Annotated in this window: 22 protein-coding genes; 9 read left to right on the top strand and 13 right to left on the bottom strand. The window is 62.3% G+C overall.

Features of this window, described 5'->3' with window-relative positions:
- Nucleotides 1-2: 2 nt before the first annotated feature.
- The 4 genes from GKZ68_RS05635 to GKZ68_RS05620 all read right to left on the bottom strand — a co-directional run bounded on the left by GKZ68_RS05635 (nt 3) and on the right by GKZ68_RS05620 (nt 3,211).
- Entirely contained in the window at nt 3-431 is a 429-nt protein-coding gene (locus GKZ68_RS05635) for a BlaI/MecI/CopY family transcriptional regulator (protein WP_173111772.1), read from the bottom strand.
- A gap of 145 nt (nt 432-576) precedes the next feature.
- Nucleotides 577-951, bottom strand: a complete 375-nt coding sequence (folB, locus tag GKZ68_RS05630; protein WP_173111769.1) for a dihydroneopterin aldolase — start codon at nt 949-951, stop codon at nt 577-579.
- A gap of 150 nt (nt 952-1,101) precedes the next feature.
- Nucleotides 1,102-2,148 (bottom strand): DivIVA domain-containing protein, encoded by a 1,047-nt coding sequence (locus tag GKZ68_RS05625; RefSeq protein ID WP_173111766.1) that lies wholly within the window; start codon nt 2,146-2,148, stop codon nt 1,102-1,104.
- Nucleotides 2,149-2,260: 112 nt separating this feature from the next.
- Nucleotides 2,261-3,211, bottom strand: a complete 951-nt coding sequence (locus tag GKZ68_RS05620) for a WD40 repeat domain-containing protein (RefSeq protein WP_173111763.1) — start codon at nt 3,209-3,211, stop codon at nt 2,261-2,263.
- A gap of 81 nt (nt 3,212-3,292) precedes the next feature.
- Here GKZ68_RS05620 and GKZ68_RS05615 point away from each other — a divergent pair, with 81 nt between their 5' ends.
- A complete protein-coding gene (locus GKZ68_RS05615) occupies nt 3,293-3,979 on the top strand; it encodes a 4'-phosphopantetheinyl transferase superfamily protein (RefSeq protein ID WP_173111760.1) in 687 nt (228 codons plus the stop codon).
- A gap of 62 nt (nt 3,980-4,041) precedes the next feature.
- A complete protein-coding gene (locus tag GKZ68_RS05610; RefSeq protein WP_173111757.1) occupies nt 4,042-4,608 on the top strand; it encodes a redoxin domain-containing protein in 567 nt (188 codons plus the stop codon).
- Nucleotides 4,609-4,636: 28 nt separating this feature from the next.
- Here GKZ68_RS05610 and GKZ68_RS05605 read toward each other — a convergent pair whose 3' ends face one another.
- Nucleotides 4,637-5,521, bottom strand: coding sequence for a transglutaminase-like domain-containing protein (locus GKZ68_RS05605; RefSeq protein ID WP_173111754.1), 885 nt, complete (start codon nt 5,519-5,521; stop codon nt 4,637-4,639).
- A 117-nt stretch (nt 5,522-5,638) separates the two neighbouring features.
- Nucleotides 5,639-5,821, bottom strand: a complete 183-nt coding sequence (locus GKZ68_RS05600) for a hypothetical protein (protein WP_173111751.1) — start codon at nt 5,819-5,821, stop codon at nt 5,639-5,641.
- Nucleotides 5,822-5,957: 136 nt separating this feature from the next.
- Here GKZ68_RS05600 and GKZ68_RS05595 point away from each other — a divergent pair, with 136 nt between their 5' ends.
- Both GKZ68_RS05595 and GKZ68_RS05590 read left to right on the top strand, forming a co-directional pair.
- Nucleotides 5,958-7,280: a family 1 glycosylhydrolase gene (locus tag GKZ68_RS05595; RefSeq protein ID WP_173111748.1), complete on the top strand. Its 1,323-nt coding sequence runs from the start codon at nt 5,958-5,960 to the stop codon at nt 7,278-7,280.
- A 91-nt stretch (nt 7,281-7,371) separates the two neighbouring features.
- Nucleotides 7,372-8,109 carry an SDR family NAD(P)-dependent oxidoreductase gene (locus GKZ68_RS05590; RefSeq protein WP_173111745.1) on the top strand — a complete coding sequence of 246 codons (738 nt, stop codon included), beginning with the start codon at nt 7,372-7,374 and terminating at the stop codon, nt 8,107-8,109.
- 275 nt (nt 8,110-8,384) lie between these two features.
- Here GKZ68_RS05590 and GKZ68_RS05585 read toward each other — a convergent pair whose 3' ends face one another.
- The 4 genes from GKZ68_RS05585 to GKZ68_RS05570 form a co-directional block, all read right to left on the bottom strand.
- Entirely contained in the window at nt 8,385-8,753 is a 369-nt protein-coding gene (locus GKZ68_RS05585) for a hypothetical protein (RefSeq protein WP_173111742.1), read from the bottom strand.
- Between the two features lie 46 nt (nt 8,754-8,799).
- Nucleotides 8,800-10,428, bottom strand: coding sequence for an acyl-CoA carboxylase subunit beta (locus GKZ68_RS05580; protein ID WP_173111740.1), 1,629 nt, complete (start codon nt 10,426-10,428; stop codon nt 8,800-8,802).
- Between the two features lie 94 nt (nt 10,429-10,522).
- On the bottom strand, nt 10,523-11,533 hold the full coding sequence (locus GKZ68_RS05575; RefSeq protein ID WP_173111737.1) for an MlaD family protein: 1,011 nt from the start codon (nt 11,531-11,533) through the stop codon (nt 10,523-10,525).
- A 142-nt stretch (nt 11,534-11,675) separates the two neighbouring features.
- On the bottom strand, nt 11,676-12,527 hold the full coding sequence (locus GKZ68_RS05570) for an N-acetylmuramoyl-L-alanine amidase (protein WP_254244175.1): 852 nt from the start codon (nt 12,525-12,527) through the stop codon (nt 11,676-11,678).
- Nucleotides 12,528-12,636: 109 nt separating this feature from the next.
- Between GKZ68_RS05570 and GKZ68_RS05565 the strand changes: the two genes are divergently transcribed.
- Entirely contained in the window at nt 12,637-15,648 is a 3,012-nt protein-coding gene (locus GKZ68_RS05565; protein ID WP_173111734.1) for a putative LPS assembly protein LptD, read from the top strand.
- A 51-nt stretch (nt 15,649-15,699) separates the two neighbouring features.
- On the opposite strand, the gene GKZ68_RS05560 is transcribed toward GKZ68_RS05565, so the two are convergent.
- Nucleotides 15,700-16,236 (bottom strand): 2'-5' RNA ligase family protein, encoded by a 537-nt coding sequence (locus GKZ68_RS05560; RefSeq protein ID WP_173111731.1) that lies wholly within the window; start codon nt 16,234-16,236, stop codon nt 15,700-15,702.
- A gap of 123 nt (nt 16,237-16,359) precedes the next feature.
- Nucleotides 16,360-17,502 (bottom strand): hypothetical protein, encoded by a 1,143-nt coding sequence (locus tag GKZ68_RS05555; protein ID WP_173111728.1) that lies wholly within the window; start codon nt 17,500-17,502, stop codon nt 16,360-16,362.
- A gap of 133 nt (nt 17,503-17,635) precedes the next feature.
- On the opposite strand from GKZ68_RS05555, the gene GKZ68_RS05550 reads away from it, so the two are divergent.
- The 4 genes from GKZ68_RS05550 (at nt 17,636) to GKZ68_RS05535 (ending at nt 22,010) form a co-directional block, all read left to right on the top strand.
- Nucleotides 17,636-19,810, top strand: coding sequence for a hypothetical protein (locus tag GKZ68_RS05550; RefSeq protein WP_173111725.1), 2,175 nt, complete (start codon nt 17,636-17,638; stop codon nt 19,808-19,810).
- A gap of 178 nt (nt 19,811-19,988) precedes the next feature.
- Entirely contained in the window at nt 19,989-20,720 is a 732-nt protein-coding gene (locus tag GKZ68_RS05545; protein WP_173111722.1) for an intradiol ring-cleavage dioxygenase, read from the top strand.
- Between the two features lie 80 nt (nt 20,721-20,800).
- The gene (locus tag GKZ68_RS05540) at nt 20,801-21,331 is read left to right on the top strand and encodes a hypothetical protein (protein WP_173111719.1); all 531 of its coding nucleotides are present in this window, start codon (nt 20,801-20,803) and stop codon (nt 21,329-21,331) included.
- Nucleotides 21,306-22,010, top strand: a complete 705-nt coding sequence (locus GKZ68_RS05535; protein ID WP_173111716.1) for a hypothetical protein — start codon at nt 21,306-21,308, stop codon at nt 22,008-22,010. Before GKZ68_RS05540 ends, GKZ68_RS05535 begins: the two co-directional genes overlap by 26 nt.
- Nucleotides 22,011-22,036: 26 nt before the next feature.
- Here GKZ68_RS05535 and GKZ68_RS05530 read toward each other — a convergent pair whose 3' ends face one another.
- Nucleotides 22,037-24,472, bottom strand: coding sequence for a bifunctional YncE family protein/alkaline phosphatase family protein (locus tag GKZ68_RS05530; protein WP_217275316.1), 2,436 nt, complete (start codon nt 24,470-24,472; stop codon nt 22,037-22,039).
- Between the last annotated feature and the right edge of the window lie 7 nt (nt 24,473-24,479).

The raw sequence follows: 24,479 nt of genomic DNA, 5'->3' as shown, positions 1-24,479 counted from the left end.
CTCTAAGCAGCGGGAGCGTCGTCATCAGTAGCAGGGGTTGAAGGGTTAGCATTCTGAATCTCAATATCATTGAGCAGGCGGCGAATCTGGGCCAGCTCGTCGGCCGAGGTCTTACGGTTGCCCAGGGCCTGCATCACCAGCTTCAGGGCCGAGCCGCCGAAGGTGGCCGCCATAAACTTGTCGAGCAGCAGTCCCTGGGTGTCGTGCTCGCGCACGGCGGCCCGGTACACGTGGCTGCGGCCTTCATCGTCGCGGCTCACCAGGCCTTTTTCCAGCATCAACTGCATGATTTTGAGAGTAGTGGTGTAGCCTACCTCACGGCGCTGGCTTAGCTGCTCGTTCACGGTGCGCACGGTAGCCGGGCCGTGTTGCCAGAGCACCTGCAAAATCTCCAGTTCCGAATCGGTAGGTTTGGGGGGCGCTTTAGGCATGGCTAGCGGGGCGAAAGGTTCCGTACGAAATAATTCGTAGGTCAAAGGTTATACGAGAGACTTCGTACTTACAAAAGCAATGTACGAAATAAATCGTATAAAGAGGCAATTCGCTAATAGTCAGGCTGATTATTTTTCAAGCAACCTACTGCTGCTGGCCCTGGCCGCGCTTGCGCACCAGCGTGACGCGTGCCCGATGGCAGATGCCTCCGAGCGGCGGGTTGAATTTTGACACGCTCACCTGCGCCCGCCGCACCTGCGGAAACTCCTGCATCACGCGGTCGAGGATGCGGTGCGCGAGGTGTTCGAGCAGCCGGGCCGGGCGTTGCATCTCTTCGAGCGTCACGCGGTAGAGCACCTCGTAGTTGACGGTTTCGGCCAGCTTGTCGGAGGCGCCGGCGGCGTGCAGGTCGGTTTTGAGGTGCAGGTCTATGCCGTATTTATTGCCGATTTTCTGCTCTTCGTCGTAGTAGCCGTGGAAGGCAAAAAACTCTAAACCTTCGAGTGCAATCTGTCCCATAAGTAGTTTGTCTGAACCGCGGATTTGTCGGATTCGGGTGCCGAAGCCGGTCGTAGCAGGCCGCAAAAGTAAAGGGCTGCCCGGTGGGCAGCCCTTTAGCGCGCAGCAAATTATGGCGACAATACCTGAATAATCTAACGAATTCTTGGTTTAGATTTCGTCAAAAAACGACTTCTCTCCTACCGGCTCGGGCTGGGCCGGGCTAGCGGCCATGCCGGGGTGCGTCATGGGCTCGGGCTGCTGAATTTCGGGGCGGCTGGGACCGATGGGCGAAATCTCGGGGCGGCTGGGCTCCACGTAGGGCGCGGGCGGCTGGGGCACGGTTTCGGGGCCGGGCTGGTCGATGCGCGGGGCGGGCGCGATGCCGGGGTTTTCGGCCGGGGCCTGCGGGCGCTCGATGTCGGGGGTAGGCGACTGGCCGGGGTCGGGCTGCTGGCCGGGCTTGGGGTTGTAGCCCTGGGGCGCGGCCGCAGGGCTAGCGGCCGGCGCGGCGGGGTGGCTGGCCGGCTCCGGGGCCAAAGCAGCGGCGAGCGGGGGCGCTACGGCAGCGGCCGAAGAGCGGGCGGGGACGGTGGAAACGTTCATGGCGGGAGCGGGACTAGGTTCGGGCGCCGGCGCGTCGGCCAGCCGCTTTACCTGTACGCTCGCTGCCCGCGAAAGGATGGCCGCCGGGGCATTTTTGGGGCGGGCGCGGGCGCGCTCCACTTTTTCGAGGGCATCGGAGGCGAGATGGTGCAGGTCGCGCACCAGCGTATCGAGCTGCTGCTCCAGGCGCTGGCACTCCTGGCCGAGGCCGGTGACCTCCTTCTGCATGTCGGTCACCGTCTTTTCGGCCGTTTGGTAAGCTTCTTCCACAATGGCGCGGGCGCGCTGGCGGGCTTCCGAGAGGGTTTGCTCGGCCAGCAGCTGGGCCTCGCGGCGGCGCAGGTCAGCATCGCGCTGGGCCTGCTCAGTGATGGAGTTGCCGGTATCCTCGGCCGTTTTGAGGGTGCGGTAGAGCGACGATTCTACTTCGCGCATCTTTTGCACGTCCTGCTGGGCGTGGTCCAGCTTGAGGCGCAGCTCGCGGTTTTCGTCGCCCAGGCGCTCCCACTGCTGCGACACCATGCTGAGGAAGGCCTGCACCTCGTCCTTGTCCACGCCCCGAAAGGACTTTTCAAACGTCTTCTGCCGAATATCGAGGGCGGTAATTTTCATAAATTCAGTCAATAATTAACAGTGAGCAATGAGCAGATAATCAGCGAGTAATAAGCATAATCCAGTAGCACGCGCCAGCAATTGTCGCAGCACAAACGCATCGGTTCACTGCTCATTGTGCACTGCTCACTGAGATTTGCCACACTGCCAGGCTGCGGTCATCGCTGCACGAAACTAACCGGTGTTGCGCGCCCGGCCAAACCAGCTTATTGACCGACGTGCCGTGGCCGGCCGCGCGCGCCCTATCCAGCACCCGCAGCAGCGAGAGGCTGGCCGGGTCCCAGAGCTTGATGCTTTTATCCAGGGAGCAGCTGGCCAGGTAGCGTCCATCACCGCTGAAGGCCAAGTAGTTGATGGCATACATGTGGGCTACTACGCTATCCAGCAGCGGGTAGCCTTCGGCAGCCAGGTAGCGGCGCAGGTGGGCATCGCGGCCAGCCGCCAGCAAATGCTGGCCATCGGGCGAGTAAGCGAGCGTAAAAACGGAGTTGGTAGCCTCGACCAGCGAGGTTTTAATGGCCAGCGAGTCGAGGTCCAGAATATACGTCTTCCAGTCGGAGCTACCCACGGCCAGCTCGCCCCGCTCCTCGTGCAAAGCCAGGCAGCGCAGGCTCTTATCGCTGATTCGCAGTAGGTTTTCGAGCCGAAAGTCGTCGCCGCGCAGCACGGCCAGCGTGCCGTCGCCGAGGGCGCAGTACAGGCGCTGGCGGCTCTGCGAATACACCATCTCGAAGATGGCGACCGGTGGCAGCGCCGTGGCGAAGGCCAAGGTTTTGCTCGGCAAATCAATCGCCTGCACGCCCTGAAAATTGTGCCCCAGCAGCAGCAGGCCGCGCGTGGGCAGCTCCAGCAGGGCATACACCGAGTTTTCGACCCTGGCCAGCAGCTCACCGTCGGCATCGGGCCGGGCACTGTTCCAGGCCACTACCATGCCATCGGCGCTGCCCGAAAATACCCGGTCGGCGCCGGGCCGCCCGGCCAGCGCGTACACCGCGTCGCGGTGCCCGGCCAGGGTGCCGATGCGGGTGGCGGTGGGGCGAGGCGGGGGCGTGGTAGCGAGCATAGCAAACGGAGCAGCCCGGGCCGGGCCGCCGCAAAGGTCGGGCTGCGGGCCGGTACTACCTTCGCCGCTGCTCGCCCGTTTATGCCGCTTCATTCGATTACGCCCCTAGCCAGCGGCCCGCTACTGGGCCTCTGGCACCTCACCGAAACGCCCGCCGCCCTCTGGCCCCAGCTGGCCGAGGCGGCGGCCTACGCCCCCCTGCTGCCCGCCCGCGCCGATGGCCCGCGCCAGGCGCAGTGGCTGGCCGGCCGGGTGCTGGTGCAGCTGCTGCTGGCCACCCGCGGCGCACCGCTAGCTATGCTGCGCAACGATGAAAACGGCCGACCTTTTTTAGCAGGGCCGCCAGCACTGCCCGCCGTATCGCTGTCGCACTCGGGCGAGTGGGTGGTGGCGCTGCTAGCCCCGCCCGGTGCGGCCGTGGGCATCGACGTAGAGCTGGTGCGCGACAAGGCCCGGCGCATTGCCCGCAAGTTTCTTAATGAGGAGGAACTAGCTGCCAGTGAAACTATTACCCTAGCCGGCAGCCCCGAAGCCGGCCCTTCCCTGGAGCTGTTCAGCCTGCTGTGGAGCGCCAAGGAAACGCTGTACAAGCTGGCCGGCCAGCGGGGCCTTATCTTCCGCGAAACCCTGCTGCTCGACCTGCCGGCGGGCACCTGGCCCCTGCCTGGCACGCTGCCCGCCCGGCTGCAACTAAACGGCACGAGTTCCCGGCACCAGATTTGTTATCTTCGGCCAGCGGCGGGCTACGTGCTCACGTATTGCTGCTAATTTTCACGTACTTCTTGCGCGGCCCGCGCGGCTTATTTCTTTTGGTTCTTTCTACCCTAGCCATGTCTTTTCGCAAACTTCCGGTCTTGCTCGCGGCGGCCCTGTTGCTGGCCACCGTTACGGTAGGCATTGCCCGTGCCCAGGGGACCGTGGGTGATTTTACGGTGCAAAAAACCGGCGGTGGCAGCACCTCGCTCAGTGCCTTCGCCGGCCAAAAAGCAGTGGTTGTGGTGTTTATGAACCCGGCCTGCGCCTACACCCGCCTCTATCAGGAGCGCCTGGCGGCCCTCAGCAGTGCCTACAGCGGCCGGGGCGTGCAGTTTATGTTCGTCAACGTGCCCATCAACCTCGACACGGCCGAAGGTGCCGGCGGCGGCTCGCTAGCCACCTTCACCGATGAGGGCGCCGCCAGCGCCGCCCTGGGCGTGTCAAAAACCACCGAGGCCGTGGTACTCCAGCCCGCGGGCTCGGGCTTCGCGGTGCGCTACCGGGGGGCTATTGATGATAATCCCCAGATAGCCAGCGGCGTGCAGCAGCATTATTTGCAGCAGGTGCTCGACAACGTGCTGGCCGGCCGCGCCGCCGGCGTGGCCGACAAGCGCGCCGCCGGCTGCCTTATTAAACGATAATGCCGCAGCGCGAAGCCGCAGCTTCGCGCTATTCTTCGTCGTCGGTGTCGGGGCCGGGCTCGTCCTGCTCCAGCAGGATGGCTAGCAGCTGGGCAACTTCTTCGGCCTTAGCGGGTTCCTGCAATTTTTCGAAGCCTACTTGCAGGTTGCGCATGGCGCGGCGCACGATGTCGAGGTGGGTGCAGGGCTCGTAAAAGCTGTCTTGCGAGGTGATGCCGAGCTGGCCCACGTAGTGCTCAATATCAGCCTTCGACAGAATGACACCCCGGTTGTAGCAGTTAATGTAGAAGGGCAGCACCGGCTTGGCGTCGGCATCCTTGTAGAGCTGATAGGTCAGCACAAACAAGTTGGGCAGGTTCACGCCAAACACCGGCAGGTCGAGCCGCTGGGCCACCAGCAGGTAGATAACGCAGAGCGACAAGGGGTTGCCACGCTTGGTTTCGAGCACCCGGTGCAGCATCGAGTTGGCCGGCGAGTGAAAGTGCTGGGTGTTGGCGGCAAACTTGTGATTGCGAAAAATAACGTGGTTGAGCACCTGCACCTGGTCGGCGGGGTGCATCTCGGGGCGCAGCAGCGTCCAGGCCTCGAAGCGCAGCTGCTCAATGGCGCGGTTCAGGGCCTGTAAGTCGGCATCGGGGTATTGGTACGAATTCAGCAGCCACATGCCTTCCAGCAAATCTTGGGCGCCCGAGTCGCGCCACACCCGCAGGCGCTGCTGCAAGCCCTCAAATTGCAGATTATGAATAAGGTCTTCGAGGCGACGCTGCTGCTGGGGGTCGAGGGTTTCTTCCCAGGATTCTTCGAGAAAGGGAATGATAGCCTCACCCAGATTCTGAATTTCGCCCTGAATCTGGGGAGCGATTTCCGGGTCGTCGAGCAGCGAGATAAGCGCTTTGATTTCGTTGGTAGTCATGCAGGCAGGAATGGCCCCTGGCGGACGCCGGGGTCGAATTTAACACCCGCCAACGGGTTTTTTGTTCAGCCAAAAGCCCCGCCGGCCGCCACTGGGCGCCTGGGTCGGGCTTAACCGCTAGCAGGCAGCGGGTTGTTTCGGCCGGCACTGCTTCAACACGCTGCCTAGCGCAGTGCCGGTGAGCGTCACCTTGGCGCTGTCGCCGAAGTGGTGGTGCAGCTGCGGAATGGCGGGGCTGGCGAGTTGCTGCCCGCTCTGGTGGTCGACGCTGGGTAGCCCTGACTTAAGCTGGTAAATCAATTTGCAAATGCTTCATAAATACTTCACGCCCAAAAGAAAGCGCCTTTTTTTCGAGGTTTTCCGTAGTGCTAAAAAATAATTCACTTACTTGTAGGTAGTGCCAGTGCCCTACCCTAGCCCACTCTTTTCCTCTCGCATGGCTGCTTCCCAATTTCTTTTCGCTACCGGCATCGAAAACAGTTATCCCACCATCCAAAACGGCAAAGTGCGCCAGGATGAGATGGAAAAATGCGGCCACTACAAGTTTTGGCAGAAGGATTTTGAGCTGGTGCAGGAGCTGGGCATCGAGTACCTGCGCTACGGCCCGCCCATTCACACTACCTGGCTAGGGCCGGGCAGATACAACTGGGACTTTGCCGATGCCACGTTTGGCGACTTGCTGAAGCGCAACATTATGCCCATCGTGGACTTGTGCCACTTCGGGGTGCCCGACTGGCTGGGCAATTTTCAAAATCCCGATTTTCCGGCGCTGTTTGGGCAATACGCCGGCGATTTTGCCCGGCGATTTCCGTGGGTGCAGCTCTACACGCCGGTGAATGAGATGTACATCTGCGCCGAATTTTCGGCCCTTTACGGGTGGTGGAACGAGCAGCTGAGCAGCGACCAAGCGTTCGTGACGGCCCTCAAGTACATTGTGAAGGCCAACGTACTGGCCATGCACGCCATCCTGGCCGTGCGGCCCGATGCGCTGTTTATTCAGAGTGAGTCGAGCGAGTATTTCCACGCTTCCAACCCCGAGGCTATCAAGCCCGCGGAGGTATTGAATGCCAAGCGCTTTCTGTCGCTGGACCTGAACTACGGCCGCCGCGTGGATTCGGATATGTATGAGTACCTGATGGATAGTGGCATGACGCGCGAGGAATACCACTTCTTTCTGGATAATAATCTGAAGCACCAGTGCATCATGGGCAATGATTATTACTGGACCAATGAGCACCGCGTGCGGCCCGACGGCAGCACCACGGCATCGGGCGAAATATTTGGCTACCACGTCATTACCACCCAGTACCACGACCGCTACCAACTGCCCGTAATGCACACCGAAACCAACCGCTGGCAGGGTCCCGAGGGCGACGAGGCCGTGAACTGGCTCTGGAAGGAATGGGCCAACGTGCTGCGCGTGCGCAACGACGGTGTGCCCATCGTGGGCTTTACGTGGTACTCGCTCACCGACCAGGTAGACTGGGATACGGCCCTGCGCGAAAGCAACGGCAACCTGAACCCGCTAGGCCTGTACGACTTGAACCGCAATATCCGGCCGGTAGGTGAGGCGTATAAAAAGCTTATCAGCCAGTGGCGGCAGGTGCTGCCTACCCAAACGGCCTGCCTGCAAATACCGCTCGTGATGCCTCAGGAAAGCAACGACGCCTGGGCCAAGCAGCAGCAAGCTACTGCGCAGGCTGCTCAAAGCCAGCCCGCAGTAGCCGTCGCCAACGCGCCGCTGCAAGACAACCATTAAGCGTAGCGCGGACTCTGCGAGTCCGCGTAATGCACGACTCCAACCACCTCACGCGCGGACTCGCAAAGTCTGCGCTACACCTCCCCTACTCATGCGCTTTCAGGATAAAGTAGTTATCATCACCGGCGGCGCCAGCGGCATTGGCCTGGCCATCGCCAAGCGGCTAGCCTCGGAAGGCGCCCGCATCGTGCTGGCCGACATCAACCAGACCAATCTTGACCAAGCCGCGCCCGACGTGCAAAAATTCGGCGCGCCCGAGGTGCTGCCTACCATCTGCAACGTGGCCGATGAAAACCAGGTAATCGCCACCGTGCAAGCTACCCTAGCCAAGTTTGGTCGCCTCGACGTGATTATTAATAACGCCGGCCTCATGCAGTTCAAGCCCCTCGAAGAACTCGACGGCGAAGACTGGCTGCGGGTGCTGAGCGTGGATTTGCTAGGGGCATTTTACTTCACCAAGCAGGCGTTTCTGCACATGAAGCCGGGCGGCAATATCGTGAACGTGGCCAGCATCCACGCCATCGCTACCGAGGCGCTGGTGGCGCCCTACGCGGCGGCCAAGGCGGCGGTGCTCTCGCTCACGCGCTCGGCCGTGATTGAGGGTAAGCCCAAGGGCATCCGTACCAATGTGGTGCTACCCGGCGCCATCGACACACCCATGCTCTGGAACAATCCCAACGTAAAGTCAGGCGTCGAAAAAATCAACCCTAGCGACGTGGGCAAGCCCGAAGACGTGGCCGCCATGGTCGCCTACCTGGCCTCGGATGATGCGGCTTTCGTGCAGGGCGCCGAGGTGCGCGTGGATGGCGGGCGGCTGGACCACTTGTAAGGAATCTGCCAATCCATAAATTATAAAAAAAGCCGCTTAATAAGCGGCATTTTTGTAGCTCTTTCATATAGGCTACTACTAGCGCGAGTTTAGGCGCAACCGTAATTCGTGCTCGTTGGTTGGGGCTGTGTCTCCCCTAAAAAGACTTTGCTGCACGACCCTAGCGGCGCCGCTTTGCCTAGCAGCTAGCGCGGCAGTGGAGGCACAACTTCTAGCAATAGTATAGGCACGCGTTACACTGCGCTAAACTCGCGCCAGCTGAGGCGAGTTTTGTATTAACGACGTAACGTATCTATAGCTACTCCTGCAAACTCATTTCTTGAACCACAGTTCATACCGAATTTAATAGCAAATTGCTTTTTCTTTAAAATGAAAAAGGGTTCGTCATTATTCTTGATTAGAGTATCCCCTACTTCTAAAGCACTTATCAATTCGATATATACATTGCCATCAGCCACATATTTTTCCTTTGAGTTATTCTCAGGATTATAGCCGTAAATCTCCATGTTTCTGGGGGTACTTCTGTTGCTTTCAACAACTATATTACATGCCCTACCCATGTAGAACTCATTCTTCACTTCATTACAAGTGAAAGTGCATGAGTTAAGCATCAGAAGGGAAAGCATGTAGTAGGCACCTTTCATCGCAGCAACTGGCAGAATGTAATCAGCAGTTAAAAATAATTCGGTCTCACACCTGAATTACCCCCACATTATACGCCTTCTCAATCGGCGCATGGTTCGCGGCAGAAATTCCCTCGGAAATAACCTTGCGCGTTTCGAGCGGGTCAATAACGGCATCGACCCACAACCGCGCTGCGGCATAATAAGGCGATAACTGCTCGTCGTAACGGGCTTTGATGCGGTCGAGTAGTTCCTTTTCGGCTTCGGGGGTGATGACTTCGCCCTTGGCTTTGAGGCTAGCCACCTGGATTTGGAGCAAGGTGTTGGCCGCCGCGGCGCCGCTCATTACGGCGAGCTGGGCGCTGGGCCAGGCCACGATGAGGCGCGGGTCGTAGGCTTTGCCACACATGGCGTAGTTGCCGGCGCCGTAGCTGTTGCCCACTATTACCGTGAACTTGGGCACTACGCTGTTAGCCATGGCATTCACCATCTTCGCGCCATCCTTGATGATGCCGCCCTGCTCGCTCTTGCTACCCACCATGAAGCCCGACACGTCGTGCAGAAACACCAGCGGGATGCGCTTCTGGTTGCAGTTCATGATGAAGCGGGCGGCCTTGTCGGCCGAGTCGGAATAGATGACGCCGCCCATCTGCATGCCGGTTTTTTTGCTCTTCACGATTTTGCGCTGGTTGGCCACGATGCCTACCGCCCAGCCATCGATGCGGGCTAGCCCGCAGATGAGCGTCTGGCCGTAGAGGTCCTTGTAGGGCTCAAACTCCGAGTTATCGACCAGCCGATTGATGATTTCCATCATGTCGTAGGGCTTGGCGCGGTCGGCGGGCAGTTGGCCGTAGAGCTCGCTAGGGTCCAGCCTGGGCGCGGCGGGCGTGGCGCGGCTAAAGCCGGCCGAGGGCTGCGCGCCCAGCTTGTCGAAGATGTTGCGGATGTGGTCAAGGCATTCTGCGTCGGTGTCGAACTTGTAGTCCGTCACGCCCGATACTTCGGAGTGCATGGCCGCGCCGCCGAGCGCTTCGTTGTCAATGGTTTCGCCGATGGCTGACTTCACCAGGTACGAGCCGGCCAAAAATACCGAGCCGGTGCCGCTCACTATCATGGCCTCATCGCTCATGATGGGCAGGTAGGCGCCGCCCGCCACGCAGGGGCCCATAATGGCCGAAATCTGCACGATGCCCAGGCTGCTCATCACCGCGTTGTTGCGGAAGATGCGGCCGAAGTGCTCCTTATCCGGAAAAATCTCGTCCTGCATGGGCAGGTACACGCCCGCCGAATCGACGAGGTAGATAATGGGCAGCTTGTTTTCGAGGCTGATTTCCTGGGCCCGCAGGTTTTTCTTGGCCGTGATGGGAAACCAGGCGCCGGCCTTCACGGTGGCGTCGTTGGCTACCACCACGCACTGGCGGCCCTGCACGTAGCCGATAACGACGACCACGCCGCCGCCGGGGCAGCCGCCTTCCTCCTGGTACATGCCCTCGCCGGCAAAGGCGCCGATTTCGACCTGCGCTGCGCCTTTATCTAGCAAATAGTCAATGCGCTCGCGGGCCGTGAGCTTGCCCTTGGCTTTGTGGGCTTCGATGCGCTTGGGACCGCCGCCAAGGGCCACCCTAGCCAGCTTCTGGCGCAGCTGAAAAGTGAGTTGCTTGAGGTGGTCTTCGTTGCGATTAAACTCGACGTTCATAACCTAAAAACTGGGTGGGAAAGGGTATAGAGCAAGAAAAAGCCCACCCCTGGCGGGGCGGGCTTCAAAGATACTAGGTGCCCCAGCAGCGGGCTTAGTTGGTCATGGCCGGGGTAGTGGTCACCTTTTTGGTTTCGGTAGTTACCGAGCCATCGGGGTTTTTGGTGGTTTCCTTTTTTGTTTTGTCTTTGCCGCCGCCAAATACCGAGAAGTGCACGTAGCGCTTGGGGTTGGCCTTCATATCCGATATCAGCGCATTGGAGCTAGCGGCCGTGGCGTTCAGGTTGTTGTAGAGCGTGGTATCGTTGATGAGCTTGCCGAGCGAGCCGGTTTTGTCGTTCAGGGCCGTGCTTACGCCCTTGAGCGACGTTTGCGCCTCCGTAAGCGTCTTATTCAGGTTGCGCAGGGCCGGCCCAACGGGGGCAGTCTTAATGGAGTCGGAAAGCTGCGTGAAGTTGTTGGCGATGCGGTCGAGCTTGGCGGTGGTCTTGTTGAGGGCCGCGCTCATGTGGGCCAGGTTGCGGGTAATCTCGTTGATATTTGCCTGGTTAGAGGCAATAAGGCGCTGGAGCGCTTCGGTGCTGGCGCGCGCCCCGAGCAGCGTACCCTGAATGTTGGTTTGCGCGTCTTTATTGAGAAAGCCATTAATATGCGCCAGCGTGGCGCCCACCGTATCGAGCACGGGGAGAGCCTTGGCCTGAAAAGCATCGGCAATACCGATGGCCGTAGTAGTGCGCAGCGTTTCGCCGCCGCTGTACTCCTTGGTGTTGCGGCCCAGCACCAGGGTAATGGTTTTGGAGCCAAGCAGGGAGCCACTGAGGCCAGCCTTGGTCGAGTCGCCGAGCGTGACGCCCTTTTGCAGCTCCAGCGAGGCCTTAATGGAGTTGTTAGCGTTAGGTTGCAGCTCCAGGTTTTTTACCTGGCCCACTTTAATGCCGTTGAGAACAACCGGGGCGCCTACATTTAAGCCGTCAACATTAGGATAGATGGCGTAGTAGGTACGGTCGCTCGACAGTAAATTACTACCACGCAAGAAGTTAAATCCGATAGCCAGAGCTACTAGGGCCACTACGGCCAAGAGGCCCACTTTTATTTCTTTAGACACAGGAAAGTAGATTTTTAAGGCTGAAATAGGCCAACTGCTAGAGGGAGAAATGGCCCCGAATGGTTGCGTCGGCAGGCCTGTTAGTGCCCTTAACGGCAAACCGGGGACGGATGTTAGGCTAGCGGCTAAGCCCAGCCGTGACTCACTCGCCCCGCGTACCTTCCAGGTCGCGCTTATACTCGCGAAACGCCCGGTAAATACCGCCCGCAATGGCCTGTTGGCCAGCCTGAGTATCGAGGTAATTTTCCTCGCTGCGGTCGGTCAGAAACCCCGCTTCCACCAACACCGAGGGCATGGTCGACTTCCAGAGCACCAGAAAGCCGGCTTGCTTCACGCCGCGCGAGCTGCGCCCCACGCTGGTGCGAAACTGCCGGTCGATGCGCTGGGCCAGCCGCAGCGAGTTGGTGATATAGGCGCTCTGAAATAGGGAAAATAAAATGTGCGACTGCGGCGAGCGCGGGTCAAAGCCGTCGTAGCGCTGCGTATAATTTTTTTCTTGCAGAATAACCGAATTTTCGCGCTGGGCCACGCCCAGGTTGGCGGTGGTTTTGTGCAGGCCCATCGTCCAGACCTCGGTGCCGCGCGAACCCTTGGGGCCGGCGTTGCAGTGCACCGAGATGAAGAGGTCGGCGTGGTTGCGGTTGGCGATGGCGGCGCGCTCGTCGAGCTCGATAAACACGTTGGTTTTGCGCGTGTAGATGACCCGCACATTGGGCATGTTTTCCTCAATCTGGTGGCCCAGGTCTTTGATAATGGCCAGGGCCACGTCGGCCTCGTGGGCATCTTCCCCGTTGCAGCCGATGTCTTTGCCGCCGTGGCCCGCGTCGAGCACGACGGTGCGCAGGCGGTAGCGCGCCTCGTCGGCGGGGCACGGGGCGGTGGCCGAGTCGGGGGCCAGGGGCTGCGGGTGCCGGGGGCTAGCCAGCGAATCCTGGGCATTGAGCACCGGGCATTGTGCACTCAGCAGGATACAAGTCAGCGCAATAATCCGCACGTCAGTCGTTGGGGAAAAAACCGGCGCACTGGCAACCCTCGGGCGGGGCAGCGGCCTCTTATCTTTGTGTTAAGCCTCAAAAGTACTTCGCTCGGTGGCTTTATTGAATTTGGTTTTTTCTAACGCACTCTTTTCGGGTATTTTCGGTCGGCGGCGCGGGGCGCTGGCGAGCGTAGTGGGCCTGTGCCTCTGGCTGCTGGGCGGCGGGCTAGCCCCGGCCCTGGCCCAGACGACCGACTCGACCCGCACTAGCCGCAATCCGCGGCGGCCGGGCTCGGTGCCCACCCAGCCGGCGCGCGACCTCATTTACGACCGCAACTCCCCGCAGAGCCCGCCGCCACCCGGCGAGCGCAACGTGGGCCAGCCCGCCGTGCCGGGCGTGTCGCGCAAGCCCGCCCCCAGCCTCACGCCCGACAGCTCCGGCCTGGCCGCCGACACCAGCCGCCGCGTGCGCGACTCGCTCAACGTGGTGCTGCTGCGCCGCCGCAGCCAGGTCGAAACCACCGTAAAGTACGCCGCCAAGGACTCGATTCAGTTCGACGTGACGACCAAGATTGCCCGGCTCTACAACAAGGCCAACGTCGATTATGGCAAGATGAGCCTGAAGGCGGCGCTTATCACCGTCAACTACGGCACCAATACGGTGCAGGCCGCCGGCCGCCGCGATACGGTGAAGCACCGCATGGCCGATTTGCCACTGTTTAAGGATGAGGCGGGCACGTACTCGGCCGGTAAAATCAACTACAACTTCAAAACCAAGAAGGGCAAGATTGCCGAGGTAGTGACCCAGCAGGGTGAGGGCTACGTGCACGCCGAGGTAGTTAAAAAACTGCCCGACAATGACTTCTACGGCCTGCACGGGCGCTACACCACCTGTAACCTGGAGCACCCGCACTTCTACATTGAGGCGGGCAAGATGAAGGTGATACCGGGCCAGAAGGTCATAACCGGGCCGTTTCACATGGTCATTGCCGACGTGCCGCTGCCCATCGGGCTGCCGTTTGGCTACTTCCCCACGCCGCACGCGGGGCGCGGGTCGGGCTTTATCATTCCCACGTTTGGGCAGGGCCAGCAGCGGGGCTACTCGCTCACCAACGGCGGCTACTACTGGGCGCCCAACGACTACATCGGCCTGCGCGTAACCGGCGACTTTTACGCCGGCAATGCCGACCGCATCCCTGGCGGCTACGGCATCGGCACCGAGCTGACGTACCGCAAGCGCTATAAGTACCAGGGTAGCTTCCGCTTTACGTTTGCCAACCAGCCGGTGGCGCCCATCCTGAGCACTACCTCGGTAAATAATGCCGATTATCTGTACTCTAACTCGGTGAATACCTTCTGGATAAGCTGGAGCCACTCGCCCACGCCGCTGCCGGGCGGCGGCGTGTTTTCGGCCAGCGTGCAGGCGGGCAGCTCGTCGTATAACCGCGTGAATACCCTGAATGCCAGGCAGCTGCTGTCGGCTACCTTCAACTCGACCATCAGCTACAGCAAGCAGTCGCGCCGGCTGCCCATCAACTACGCCATTCAGCTCTCGCAAAGCCAGAACGTGCAAACCGGCGTGATGGACTTTACGCTGCCCAACTTCAACCTGGGCGTGGCGCGGCAGTACCCGTACCAGCTGTTTACCAAGCAGTCGCGCGGGGCCTGGTACGAGCAGTTTGCCCTCAGCTACAACCTGGTGGCCCAAAACCGCATCAGCAGCCTGGTGCCGGCCCGCTCGCTTTCGGCCGATGTGCCGCTGCTGGGCGGCAGCACCACGGCCTACAACATCCCCGTGAGCTTTGCCAACGCCGGCCGCCTGCTGCGCAACGCCCAGAACGGCATCCAGCACCAGTTCCAGATTACGCTGCCCGGCTTTGCCCTGGTGGGCCGCCACATTCAGGTGCAGCCCTCCATCAACTACGGCGAAACCTGGTATTCCAAACGCCTGACGTACAGTTATCTGGAGCGCGTGCGGGCGGTGAAGGTCGATACCATCTCGCCCGCCTTCGAGCGGGCGTATTCGTACTCGGCCAACGTTTCGGCCAGCACCAATTTCTACGGCACGGTGCAGTTTAAGGGCGACCACTTCGTGAAGGCCATTCGCCACAAGGTGGCCCCCAGCATCAGCTACGCGTTCTCGCCCGACCTGGCCAGCAACTCACAGTACGAGGCGTTTGCGGGCGGCGCCACTACTTTCGGCAGCTTGCAGTCAGCGTATAACAACCGTATTCTGGACCCGCGCCAGTTTACGCGCTACCAGGGCGTGTACCAGTCGCAGGCCAGCACGCAGCTGAGCCAGGTGGCCTTTACGCTGCAAAACCAGATTGAGATGAAGGTGCGCAACAACCGCGACACCACTGGCACCGACCCGTATAAGAAAGTGAGCCTGGCCGACGGTATCGACCTGGCCATTGCCTACAATTTTGGCTCGGGCCGCCGCGATGCGCGTGGCCGGCCGGTCGATTCGCTCAAGCTCTCCAACCTGAGCCTGGGCTACCGCGTGCAGGTGGCCAAGAAGCTGAACGTGGTGGTAAGCAGCGCGTTCTCGTTCTACCAGCGCGACTCCACGGGGCGTCTCCTCAACCGCTACCTGTTTGAGGGCAACAACAAGTTCCGGCTAGCCCGCCTCATCAACGCCAACCTGAGCCTGGGTTACCAGTTTAACCCCGCCGCCCGGCCTAACCGCAAGAGCAACATTCCGCGCGCCGTGGCCCCTGGCAACGACCCGATACTGGGCTCGCCGCTGCAACAGCAGCTGTATGCCGACTACATCGACTTCGACATTCCATGGGATGCTACGGTGAGCTACACGGCCTCGTACACCACGGCCGGCGCGCCCATTAGGCCCACGCTCTACGGGTTCGTGCCGCTGCTCTCGGGCAATTCCGTCACGGCCAGCGGCTCGGTCAAGCTCACGCCCAATCTGCGCCTGAGCACCAGCCTCAACTACGACTTGGTGCACAACACTTTCGTGTACCCGACCGTCAACTTTACCCGCGACCTGCACTGCTGGCAGATTTCGGGCCTCTGGATACCCGTGGGCCCCTATCGGGGCTACAACTTCACCATCGCCGCTAAGAGCAGCTTATTGCAAGACCTGAAGCTAAACCGGAACAAGACGATTCTGAACCGCTAGGCCAGCGAAGCACCTGCGAACGGGTAAGCTCAGCAGGACGTGTTTTTTGGATTACTGCCCAAACTCAAATACCACCTCGCGCACAAACATATCGCCCTGGGGGCGCAGGATGGCGAGGTTACTGATTTCGAGCTCCAGGTTAAAGGTCTGGTTATTCAGGAATTGCAGCACCGGGCCGAGTAGCTCGGGCGTGGTGTCGTGCAGGGCTAGCGACACGTGGGGCAGCCACAGGTCGGGGGCGCTGAACTTATCGGTGCGCGAGCACAGCGGCGCGGCCAGCTCCAGCACGCGGTGGTGCAGCTGGTTGAGGTGGTCGGAGCGCAGCACCGGGATGTGAATCACGGGGTTATCGCCCGGAAACATGCCTAGCCCGGTAGTGTGCGCCACAAACGGCTTGGTGGTGCGCGCAATCTCGTGCAGCCCCTGCTTGAGCAGCTCCAGGTCGGCGGGCTCCACTATCTGGTAGGTGAGGTGCGGCTCGGGAGTTGCCTGCACGTCAGTCAGTCCAAATTCCTTTTCCAGGCTCTTGATAAGCGCGTTGATGTGGTCGGAAGCCGGCGAGGGCAGCAGCGAAGTGATGGCGAGCATTGGCGGTGGAAAACGAAACGAAGGAGGCACGGCGCGGGGCTAGCCAGCGCTTCGAGCCCTAAAGCTAGCAGGTCGGGCAATTGTTGGGCCGCTAGCGCCCAGGCGCCTGCCTGAAATTTGCAATTAAAACGGTAGCTGCCTGAGGGTAAACTGCTCTACTGGGGGCGTTTTGCCGGCCTGTAGCGCGTCGAGGTGCGAGTAGAGCACGTAGCTGGCGGCGGTCGTGCCTGTAGTGGTGCCAGTGGCCGTGCCGACGGTACCGGGGCCGCTAACCACGCGCCGGGCCAGCGTGGTCGGATAAGGCGACACGCCCCCAATGCTAGCCGTGAAAGTGCCCGTGGTGGTAACGGTGGCGAAGTCGTCGGCCGTCGTCACTTTATACACCTTGCCCTGGGCATTGCAAGAGGCCAGCAGGGTAGTATTGTCGAGTAGCTGCAGGCCGTCGTCGCCGCTCAGGTCAAGGCCCGTGGGCAGCGTGACGGTGGTGAGCGTGCCAGGGACCGTAGTGGTGGTGCCAGCCCCGGTCGTGATTGGTAGTTTGAGCAGCTTGCCCTCATCCGACTTGGCAATCAGCAGGTAGCCGCTCGGGTGATACACGATGCCGTTGAGGCCAAACTTGCCGGCCGGCGCGCTCAGGGCGCTGCTGGTAAAAAACACCGAGGCCGTGCCGTTGCCCGAGGCGTCGAACGCGATTTTATAAATAATCGGGGCGTAGCTGTCCGTCACGTAGGCATTGCCCTGGGCATCGACGGCGAGGTCGTTGGCGAAGTGCGCCGGGTAGGCAGCCGGCGCTACGGCGCCCAGGTCGATAAACTGCGTCACCGTGCCCGTGCTGCGGTTGATGATGGCCATGGCCGCCAGCTTGCCTTTGGTGGCGGCGCTGGTGCGGGCCGCATTGTAGCCGGGGTCCGACACGGCGGCCAGCAGGCGGTTGCGCGAGGCGTCGAGGTTGAGGCCGATGGTCGAAACCAGCCGCGCGTCATCGGCAAAAGTGGAGTAGGTGTAGGTACTGGATGCATTCAGGCTGTCGGCCGTTACCTGCCCGATGCGGCCCGCCGTTTGGGAGCTGACCAGGAAGCGCCCGCTCTGGCTATCGTACTGGGTGCCTTCGGGATATAAGCCGGGCTGCACGAAACTGACAATTTTGGGCAGCCCGGCGCTGGTAGCGGCACCAATATCGCTGTCTTTTTTACAAGCTACCCCCAGCACGAGCAAGCTCCCCCACACCCCTAGCCGGGCCCCACCCAAGATGGAATAAAACTGCATAAAACGAAAATAAACGGGCTTAGGAAAAGCTGAAGCTGGCTGCTGTACGGCAAGCGGGGGGGCCAGGGTTGAGCCAACGACAACCTTAGGCGGGGGCTTTGCCGTTAGCGGCGCAGCGCTTCAGCTTAATCCCGTGCCCGAATCAGTCAGGTCTTCCTCTCCTACCCCGCCCCGCCCGTGGGGCCGGTGGGCACTACTCATTCTGGGCGTGCTGCTGCTGGCCGCGCTGGCCTGGCTGCACTGGGGCCTCGACCCCTGGCTGCGCCGTAAGCTGGAGCAGCAGGCCAGCACCCAAACCCACGGCCAGTATGCGCTCACGGTGGCTAGCCTGCGCACCCAGCTGCTGGCCCGCCGCCTGCACCTGGGCGGCGTGGTGCTGCGCCCCGCCACCCCCACCCTGGCCGACACGCTGCCCCGCCTCACGGCCCGCCTGGCTAGCCTCGATGTGAGTGGCGTGGGCCTAGTAGCCCTGCTGCGCGGCCGCACCGTACCCATCGACAGCCTCACCCTCGACTCGCTGCGCGTAGCTGTAGCCGCGCTGGCCAAGCGGCCGGCTCCGCACCCCAGCCCGCCGCTGTATCGGCAGCGGCCGCTGCGGCTGGGCTACCTGGCGCTGCGCCACGCGGGCGGCACCTTTGGGCCGGCCAACGCGCCTCAGGGCCGGCTGGCCTCGGCCAACGTGAGCGCCCGCGACGTGCTCTTTACGGCGGCTGGCGCGGCCGATACCCAGCGGCTAGCCTTTGCGGCGGCCTGGCGGGTGGGGCTGCGCGGGCCCGTGGGCCGGCTGGGCGGGCACACCATCGCGGCGCAGCGCGTAGATTTTTCCAGTGCGCAGCAATTTTTAGGGCTTGATTCGCTGCGCATTACGCCGCCCGCGCCGGGCCAGGGCAAGCCGGGGGCCGTGCGGGTGTTTTTTACCATGCCCCGGCTGCGGGTGCAGGGCCTGCGGGCCGCTACCTGGCAGCACCAGCACCGCCTGCGGGCCGACTCGGCCCGCCTGAGCGGCCCGCGCCTCACGTTTCGGCCGCCGGCCCAGGCACCACCGCCGCTCTGGAAACTATTGGCGGGCGTATTTAAACGAGCCGACTTGCGGCTCTTAACCATTAATAATGGCTACCTGGCCGTGGCGGGCGTGGCCGAGCGGCCAGCGGTGCGCCACATTTTTGGCCAGGGGCGCAGCCTGCGCGTCGACTCGGTAGCCGAGCAGGCTGCCGCCCGGCGCGTGCTCTACGCCCGTGCCTGGGTGGGGCACACTGGCCGCATCACGGGCACGCTGGCCCCGCCGGTGTACCCGAGCAGCATCGAGCACGCGTTTTTGAACACCGATAAGCAGGCGCTGCGCCTCACGGGGCTGGCGGTGCGGCCCACGCTCAGCCCGGCGCAGCTAAACCGGCGCAGCGGCTACCAGCTCACGCAGCTTGCGGCGCACTTACCCGAGCTGCGCGCGGCGGGCTTCGATTTTCAGCAGCTTTCGGCTAATAGTCACCTGCGCATTGCGCGGGTAGTGGCCGAGCGGCCCTACCTGCGCGTGAGCAGCGACGGGCGCGGCCCCATCAACAAGAGCCCCTCGGTGCTCACGCCCGAGGCCGTGCGCAAGCTGCGGCTGCACCTCGATGTGCGCCGCCTCGACCTGCGCCAGGGTACCATTGCCGCCACTTACCGCAGCCCGCGCACGCCGCTGGTGGGCACCTTTGCCATTAACCAGCTGAACGTGACGCTGCACAACGTCAGCAACGACCCGCGCCGCATGAGCCTGGCCCGCCCGCTCACCGGCACGGCCACGGCGCTGCTTCAAAACCGCTGCCGGGGCGAGGTGCACCTTACTACCTCGCTGCTCGACCCGCTCGGCCGCCAGCATTTGTGGGGCCGCTTTGGCGCCGCGCCGCTGGCCATTCTCAACCCCATTATGCGGCCCACGCGCCTGGTGTCGTTCAAAAGCGGCCAGGTGCAGGGCATTTCTTTCGATGAGCGCCTCGACCGCCAGCGCATTACGGGCACCATGCGGGCTACCTACACCGATTTGCGGTTTGAGTTTCTGGGCTATAAGCAAGGGGAGGTGAAAAAGACCTTGCTGGGTCGCGTCAAGAGCGGGCTGGTTAATGGCCTCATCATTCGCGACCAGAACCCGCGGCCCGGCGGGCGCTTCGTGGTGGGCAAAATGACCTCCGACCGCCAGCTGCAGTTTTCGACCTTCACGGCCTGGCGGCAGGGGCTGCTGCGCGGCCTGCTGCACAGCACCGGCGTGCCCGGCAGGCTAGCCCAGAAATACAGCCAGTCGTCGGACCACGGGCCGCTGCCGCCGCCCTAGCGCCGGGCCTATCGGGAAAATCGGATGGCCTGGCTGCCAACATCGCCTAATCAGCCGGAGGGGCTAAAAGGCGGAATCTGTCGAGCTGGGGCTTTGAATGAGCGATTGGTGTGCAAGCCCGGCCGTGCCCCGGCTCACCTTTGGCGTACTAAACGCACTCATTCACTCGCCCCTGCTCATGGAACGGAAGTATTTCTTGAAAAGCCTGCTGGCCGGCGCCGTGTCGGCGCCCGCGCTGCTCGCCGCCTGCGGCAAAGACAATGCGACGCCCAGCACTACCTCCGCGACTACCGGCACCACGACTACCACTACGGGCGGCGCTAGCAGCTCGAATTGTACGGTGGCGCCTACCGAAACCGAAGGCCCATTTCCCACGCACACGCCTTCCTCCTACGTGCGCTCCGACATCACGGATGGTCGCACGGGCTACAAGCTAACCGCCAAAATCACCATCACCAGTAGCAGCGCCGGCTGCGCGGCGCTGGCCGGCGCGCTGGTCGACATCTGGCACTGCGACGCTGAGGGCAACTACTCCGAATACGGCGGCACGAGTATGCAGAGCACCAGCTACACGGGCGTGCACTTTTTGCGCGGCCGCCAGACTACCGATTCGGCGGGCCTGGTCACGTTCACGAGCATCTTTCCGGGTTGGTATTCGGGCCGCGCCACGCACATCCACGTGCACGTCTACAACGCCAGCGGCATCTCGCTCAAGGTGACCCAGATTGCCTTCCCCGAGGGCACCGGCACGGCGCTGGCCCTCGTGAATGGCTACGCCAAGGGCATGAGCGGCTACACGTATAATAAAAGCGACAGTATATTCAGCGACGACACGGCCGGCATCGAAATCGCCACCGTCACGGGCAGCCTCACCGATGGCTTCGTGCTGACGATGAACATCGCGGTGTAAACTCCAACTGGTTTTGCAGTCGTTTGTCACTGTGCGCGTGGGCTCACAATGACAAACGATTTTTTAGCACTGACTGCCCCATGCCTGCCCGCCGCATCACGCTCTGCTACCGCAAAATCATCGATGCCAGCGCTACCCGGCCCTGGGACAAGCTGGTGCTCGACGATAGCTACCGCGAGCTGCGGCTACAGGCGCAGTATTTCAACCAGGAGAAAAAGTACCGCACCTTCGGCGAGCTGGTGCACTACGTGCCGGGTGCCGACCGCCTGCACGGGCTGGTGAGCGGCGCCATTGTCGGCTATTTGCAGCAGTTGGGCGGCGTGGTGCCCGACGTGCTCGACAACCTGGGCCGGCGCTTTTTGCGGTTCGGGAAATTTCAGTTTGAGTTGATTAACTCCGACCTGCTCGACCCCAGCAAGCACCAGGTGGCCATCAATTTCTTCACCGAGGCGCTGCTGTGGCACGATACCGTGGGGCCCTACCTGCTTGCCTCGCTGGAGGCGGCTGGCGACGCCCCGGCCCCGGTGCACACGTTCCGGCTGCAGCCCTACCTGGCCATTCACGCCATCCAAGAACTCGCTACCGATGCCAGCCCCGACGACGCCCGGTAAAATCTTCCTGGCCGACCAGCGGGGCCTTGTCGAAACTAGCGAGTTCCGCCGCTACTGCACGTTCAGTTTTGGCTTGTTTCAGCACGCTCATAAGCAACCGCTGGGTGCCCTGCTGGCCCTCAATGAAGAGCTGCTAGCCGGCGGGGCCACCGTGGCGCTGCCCGTGGCCGAGGCCGCACACGTGCTGCTGCTGCCCATCACGGGCGTAGTCGAGGTATTGCTGCCCAGCGGCGACCCACTGCCCGTCGAAACCGAGCAACTCCAGGTTTTGACGCTGCCGGCCGGCAGTGCGCTGCGGCTGCAAAACCCCTTCCCGCACGACATTATCCGTATTCTGCACGTGTGGCTGCGGGCCGCCGAGGCTAGCGCGGTAGCCATCGGCCCCCTTGCCGCATTCAGCGCCGGGACGCTGGCCAACCGGCTAGCCCTGCTGCTGCCGGCCAGCCCTACCCTGCCGGTTACGGTCAGCCTGGGCCGCTTCGCGGGCCGCCACGAGGTGGAGTACGTGGTGCCACCCGGCCGGCTGTTTTTCGCCTTTGTGCTGGCCGGCGCCTTCGAGGCCGAGGGCCGGCTTTTACACGAAAGCGACGGGCTAGCCCTGTGGGATGCCCCCGCGCCGGTCGAGCTGGAAGCCCTCAGCAACGACGCGCTGCTGCTGGTGCTGGCGGTGGCGCACTAAGAACCGGTCATTTTACGGGCAACTCCCTAGTCGTCGTCGTCCTTGCGCTTGGGGGTGAGCTGCAAAAACGCGCCCCGGCGCGGGGCGGGCATGGTCGATTGCTCGCCCTTCACGGCTTTCCAGACTACTTCGTTCAGGTCCAGGTCGGGCACGGCGTCTTCGTGGGCGAAGTCGAACTTGGCCGAGCGCTCGGCGCTGTGGTTCCAGGCCGTGTTGCGGGTGTCGAGCGGAATCTGATTGGGCTTGGCCTGGTACTTGACCAGGTTGGGCATGGCCTGAAATACGCCGAATAATGGCCGGGCGGCGGCGTCGTACTGGCTCATGGGCGGCAGGCCCAGGATTAATTCTATGGTGCGCATCACGCCGGCCGTGGTGTAGAGTGTGTGGTCGACGTAGCTGTGCTTTACGTGGGGGCCGATGACGAAGGCCGGCGAGCGGTGCGCATCGATGTGGTCGGAGCCGTTCTGGGCGTCGTCTTCGAGCACGAAAACCACCGATTCGCCCCAGATGGGGCTAGCCGCCAGGTGCTCCACGAGGCGCCCCAGGGCCAGGTCGTTGTCGGCCACGGCCGCCCGGGGGCTCACCTTACCCAGGCGCTGGCCGCTGGTGTGGTCGTTGCTGAGGCGGATGGTATTGAACTGCGGCACGGCGTTTTTAGCCAAAAGCGAGTCAAAATCCTGGGCCCACGCGCGCTCCCGCTCCTGGTCGGTAATGTTCATGTCGAAGCCCGGCGACCGGGGGCAGGCGTGCCCGCGCAGTGACTTGAGCGACGTTTTGGCGTAGTCGGCAAACTCGCCGTAGGTGCGGTACGTGAGGCCCGCGCGCTGGCAGTAGTCCCAAATGAAGCCGTCGCGCGGGTAGGCTATTTTGCGGGTGCCCTCAAAGTCGTAGGTGCCGCCGCGCCCGCCGTAGCTGACGGGCCACGACTTCTCCACGTAGTCGGTGGCGTAGGCGGCAGTGCTCCAGTTGTGGCCGTCGGCGCTCACCTCGGCATTCACGTAAAAATTGTCGAGCAGCACAAACTCGCGGGCCAGCGCGTGGTGGTTGGGCGTCACGCGTTGGCCAAAAATGCACAGCGCCGTGTCCCCCTCGCCCTCCTTCACATCGCCCAGCACCTGGTCGTAGGTACGGTTTTCCTTGATGATGTAGAACACGTGCTTGATGGGCGACTTATCGCCCACGCGGCGCGGCACGGGGTTGCCGGCCTCGCCCAGGGCCAGCTTTTCGCGCGCCGGCGTGAAGGGCGTGTTGTCGTACACCTGCCGGGTGTAGGCTTTGAGCCGCGCCGCGTCGGGCGCCGGAATGCACAGCAGCGTACCCTTAAACAAGCTGCCGATGTACTCAAACTCGCGGTGCGCGCCACCCGACTGGTAGCCGCTGTCGTCGTTCTTGCGCAGCGGGTGCGGCCCGTTGGGATTGGCTAGGCTAGTTAGGCCTTTGCCGCTGGCCACCAGTATTTTGCTGCCCTGCACGCGCACGCAGGTAGGGTACCAGCCCGTCGGGATGAAGCCCCGGCTGGCGCTGCGTCCCGGCTGGCTCACGTCGAACACGGCCAGGCAGTTATTATCGGCGTTGGCGATGTAGAGCGTTTTTTCGTCGGCCGAGAGGGCTAGCCCGTTGGTGGTCGAGCCGGTGAGGCGCGTGGGGTAGAGCGAGGTCGAAATGGTTTCGAGCACCTTCCACGTCTTGGCGTCAATCACCGACACCGAGTTATCGTTGGCATTAGCCACGAACAGGTAGCGGCCATTCTTACTCTGAATCAGCTCGTTTGGGTGGCTGCCGGTGGCCAGCTCGCCGCGCACGCGGCCGGTGGCGCGGTCGTAGGCCAGCACCTTATCGCCGCCCCAGAGCGTGACGTAAACAGTCTTATTATCGGCCGAAAGCAGGCAGCCGTAGGCCTCGTGGCCCAGCTTCACCTTGCTCAGCGTGCGCTTGGTCTTAAGGTCCACGACGTAAAGCGCGCTGTCTTCCTTAGTCACGGTGTAGAGGCGCTGCCCGGCCGCATCCACGGCCAGGCCGGTGGGGCTGATTTTGGCTTTGGGCCAGGCTGGGCCAAGGCGCAAGGTGTCGGGCGCGCCCAGCTTGCGGCCGGCCGTGGGATAGCTCAGGATGATGTTATCGTTGCCGCCCGAGGCGTACAGCCGGTCACCTTTCTGGCCGAACGCCAGCCCGTACCACGCCTTGCCGATGGGCCGCTCATCAAGCAGCTTCTCGGTGCCAGGGTCGATGAGCTGGATGCTCTGCTTGCCCTGGCCGTTGTTGGTGACGGCCAGCAGAGTGCCGCCCGGCGCCAGCTGCATGTTCAGCGGCAGGTCGCCGAGCTGCAGGGGCCGGCCGGCCGGCGTTAGGCTCCAGCCATTGGGCAGCAATATTTTCTCGGCGTGCAGGTTATTGGACGGCCGCTGGGCCTGGGCGGCACCGGCGAGCAGGCTTAGAGCTGCCACGGTCAGCAAGCGCTTCATTACGATT

This window comes from Hymenobacter sp. BRD128, assembly GCF_013256625.1.
In the GTDB taxonomy this organism is placed as follows: domain Bacteria; phylum Bacteroidota; class Bacteroidia; order Cytophagales; family Hymenobacteraceae; genus Hymenobacter.
Note: the sequence above shows the minus strand (reverse complement) of the source record. Positions and strands in the feature narration are given on the sequence as shown.

What these genes read in the sequence shown, in the direction of transcription:
- GKZ68_RS05635 (WP_173111772.1), bottom strand. Translation starts at nt 431, where the DNA reads ATGCCTAAAGCGCCCCCCAAACCTACCGATTCGGAACTGGAGATTTTG.
- folB (WP_173111769.1), bottom strand. Translation starts at nt 951, where the DNA reads ATGGGACAGATTGCACTCGAAGGTTTAGAGTTTTTTGCCTTCCACGGC.
- GKZ68_RS05625 (WP_173111766.1), bottom strand. Translation starts at nt 2,148, where the DNA reads ATGAAAATTACCGCCCTCGATATTCGGCAGAAGACGTTTGAAAAGTCC.
- GKZ68_RS05620 (WP_173111763.1), bottom strand. Translation starts at nt 3,211, where the DNA reads ATGCTCGCTACCACGCCCCCGCCTCGCCCCACCGCCACCCGCATCGGC.
- GKZ68_RS05615 (WP_173111760.1), top strand. Translation starts at nt 3,293, where the DNA reads ATGCCGCTTCATTCGATTACGCCCCTAGCCAGCGGCCCGCTACTGGGC.
- GKZ68_RS05610 (WP_173111757.1), top strand. Translation starts at nt 4,042, where the DNA reads ATGTCTTTTCGCAAACTTCCGGTCTTGCTCGCGGCGGCCCTGTTGCTG.
- GKZ68_RS05605 (WP_173111754.1), bottom strand. Translation starts at nt 5,521, where the DNA reads ATGACTACCAACGAAATCAAAGCGCTTATCTCGCTGCTCGACGACCCG.
- GKZ68_RS05595 (WP_173111748.1), top strand. Translation starts at nt 5,958, where the DNA reads ATGGCTGCTTCCCAATTTCTTTTCGCTACCGGCATCGAAAACAGTTAT.
- GKZ68_RS05590 (WP_173111745.1), top strand. Translation starts at nt 7,372, where the DNA reads ATGCGCTTTCAGGATAAAGTAGTTATCATCACCGGCGGCGCCAGCGGC.
- GKZ68_RS05585 (WP_173111742.1), bottom strand. Translation starts at nt 8,753, where the DNA reads ATGAAAGGTGCCTACTACATGCTTTCCCTTCTGATGCTTAACTCATGC.
- GKZ68_RS05580 (WP_173111740.1), bottom strand. Translation starts at nt 10,428, where the DNA reads ATGAACGTCGAGTTTAATCGCAACGAAGACCACCTCAAGCAACTCACT.
- GKZ68_RS05560 (WP_173111731.1), bottom strand. Translation starts at nt 16,236, where the DNA reads ATGCTCGCCATCACTTCGCTGCTGCCCTCGCCGGCTTCCGACCACATC.
- GKZ68_RS05555 (WP_173111728.1), bottom strand. Translation starts at nt 17,502, where the DNA reads ATGCAGTTTTATTCCATCTTGGGTGGGGCCCGGCTAGGGGTGTGGGGG.
- GKZ68_RS05545 (WP_173111722.1), top strand. Translation starts at nt 19,989, where the DNA reads ATGGAACGGAAGTATTTCTTGAAAAGCCTGCTGGCCGGCGCCGTGTCG.
- GKZ68_RS05540 (WP_173111719.1), top strand. Translation starts at nt 20,801, where the DNA reads ATGCCTGCCCGCCGCATCACGCTCTGCTACCGCAAAATCATCGATGCC.
- GKZ68_RS05535 (WP_173111716.1), top strand. Translation starts at nt 21,306, where the DNA reads ATGCCAGCCCCGACGACGCCCGGTAAAATCTTCCTGGCCGACCAGCGG.
- GKZ68_RS05530 (WP_217275316.1), bottom strand. Translation starts at nt 24,472, where the DNA reads ATGAAGCGCTTGCTGACCGTGGCAGCTCTAAGCCTGCTCGCCGGTGCC.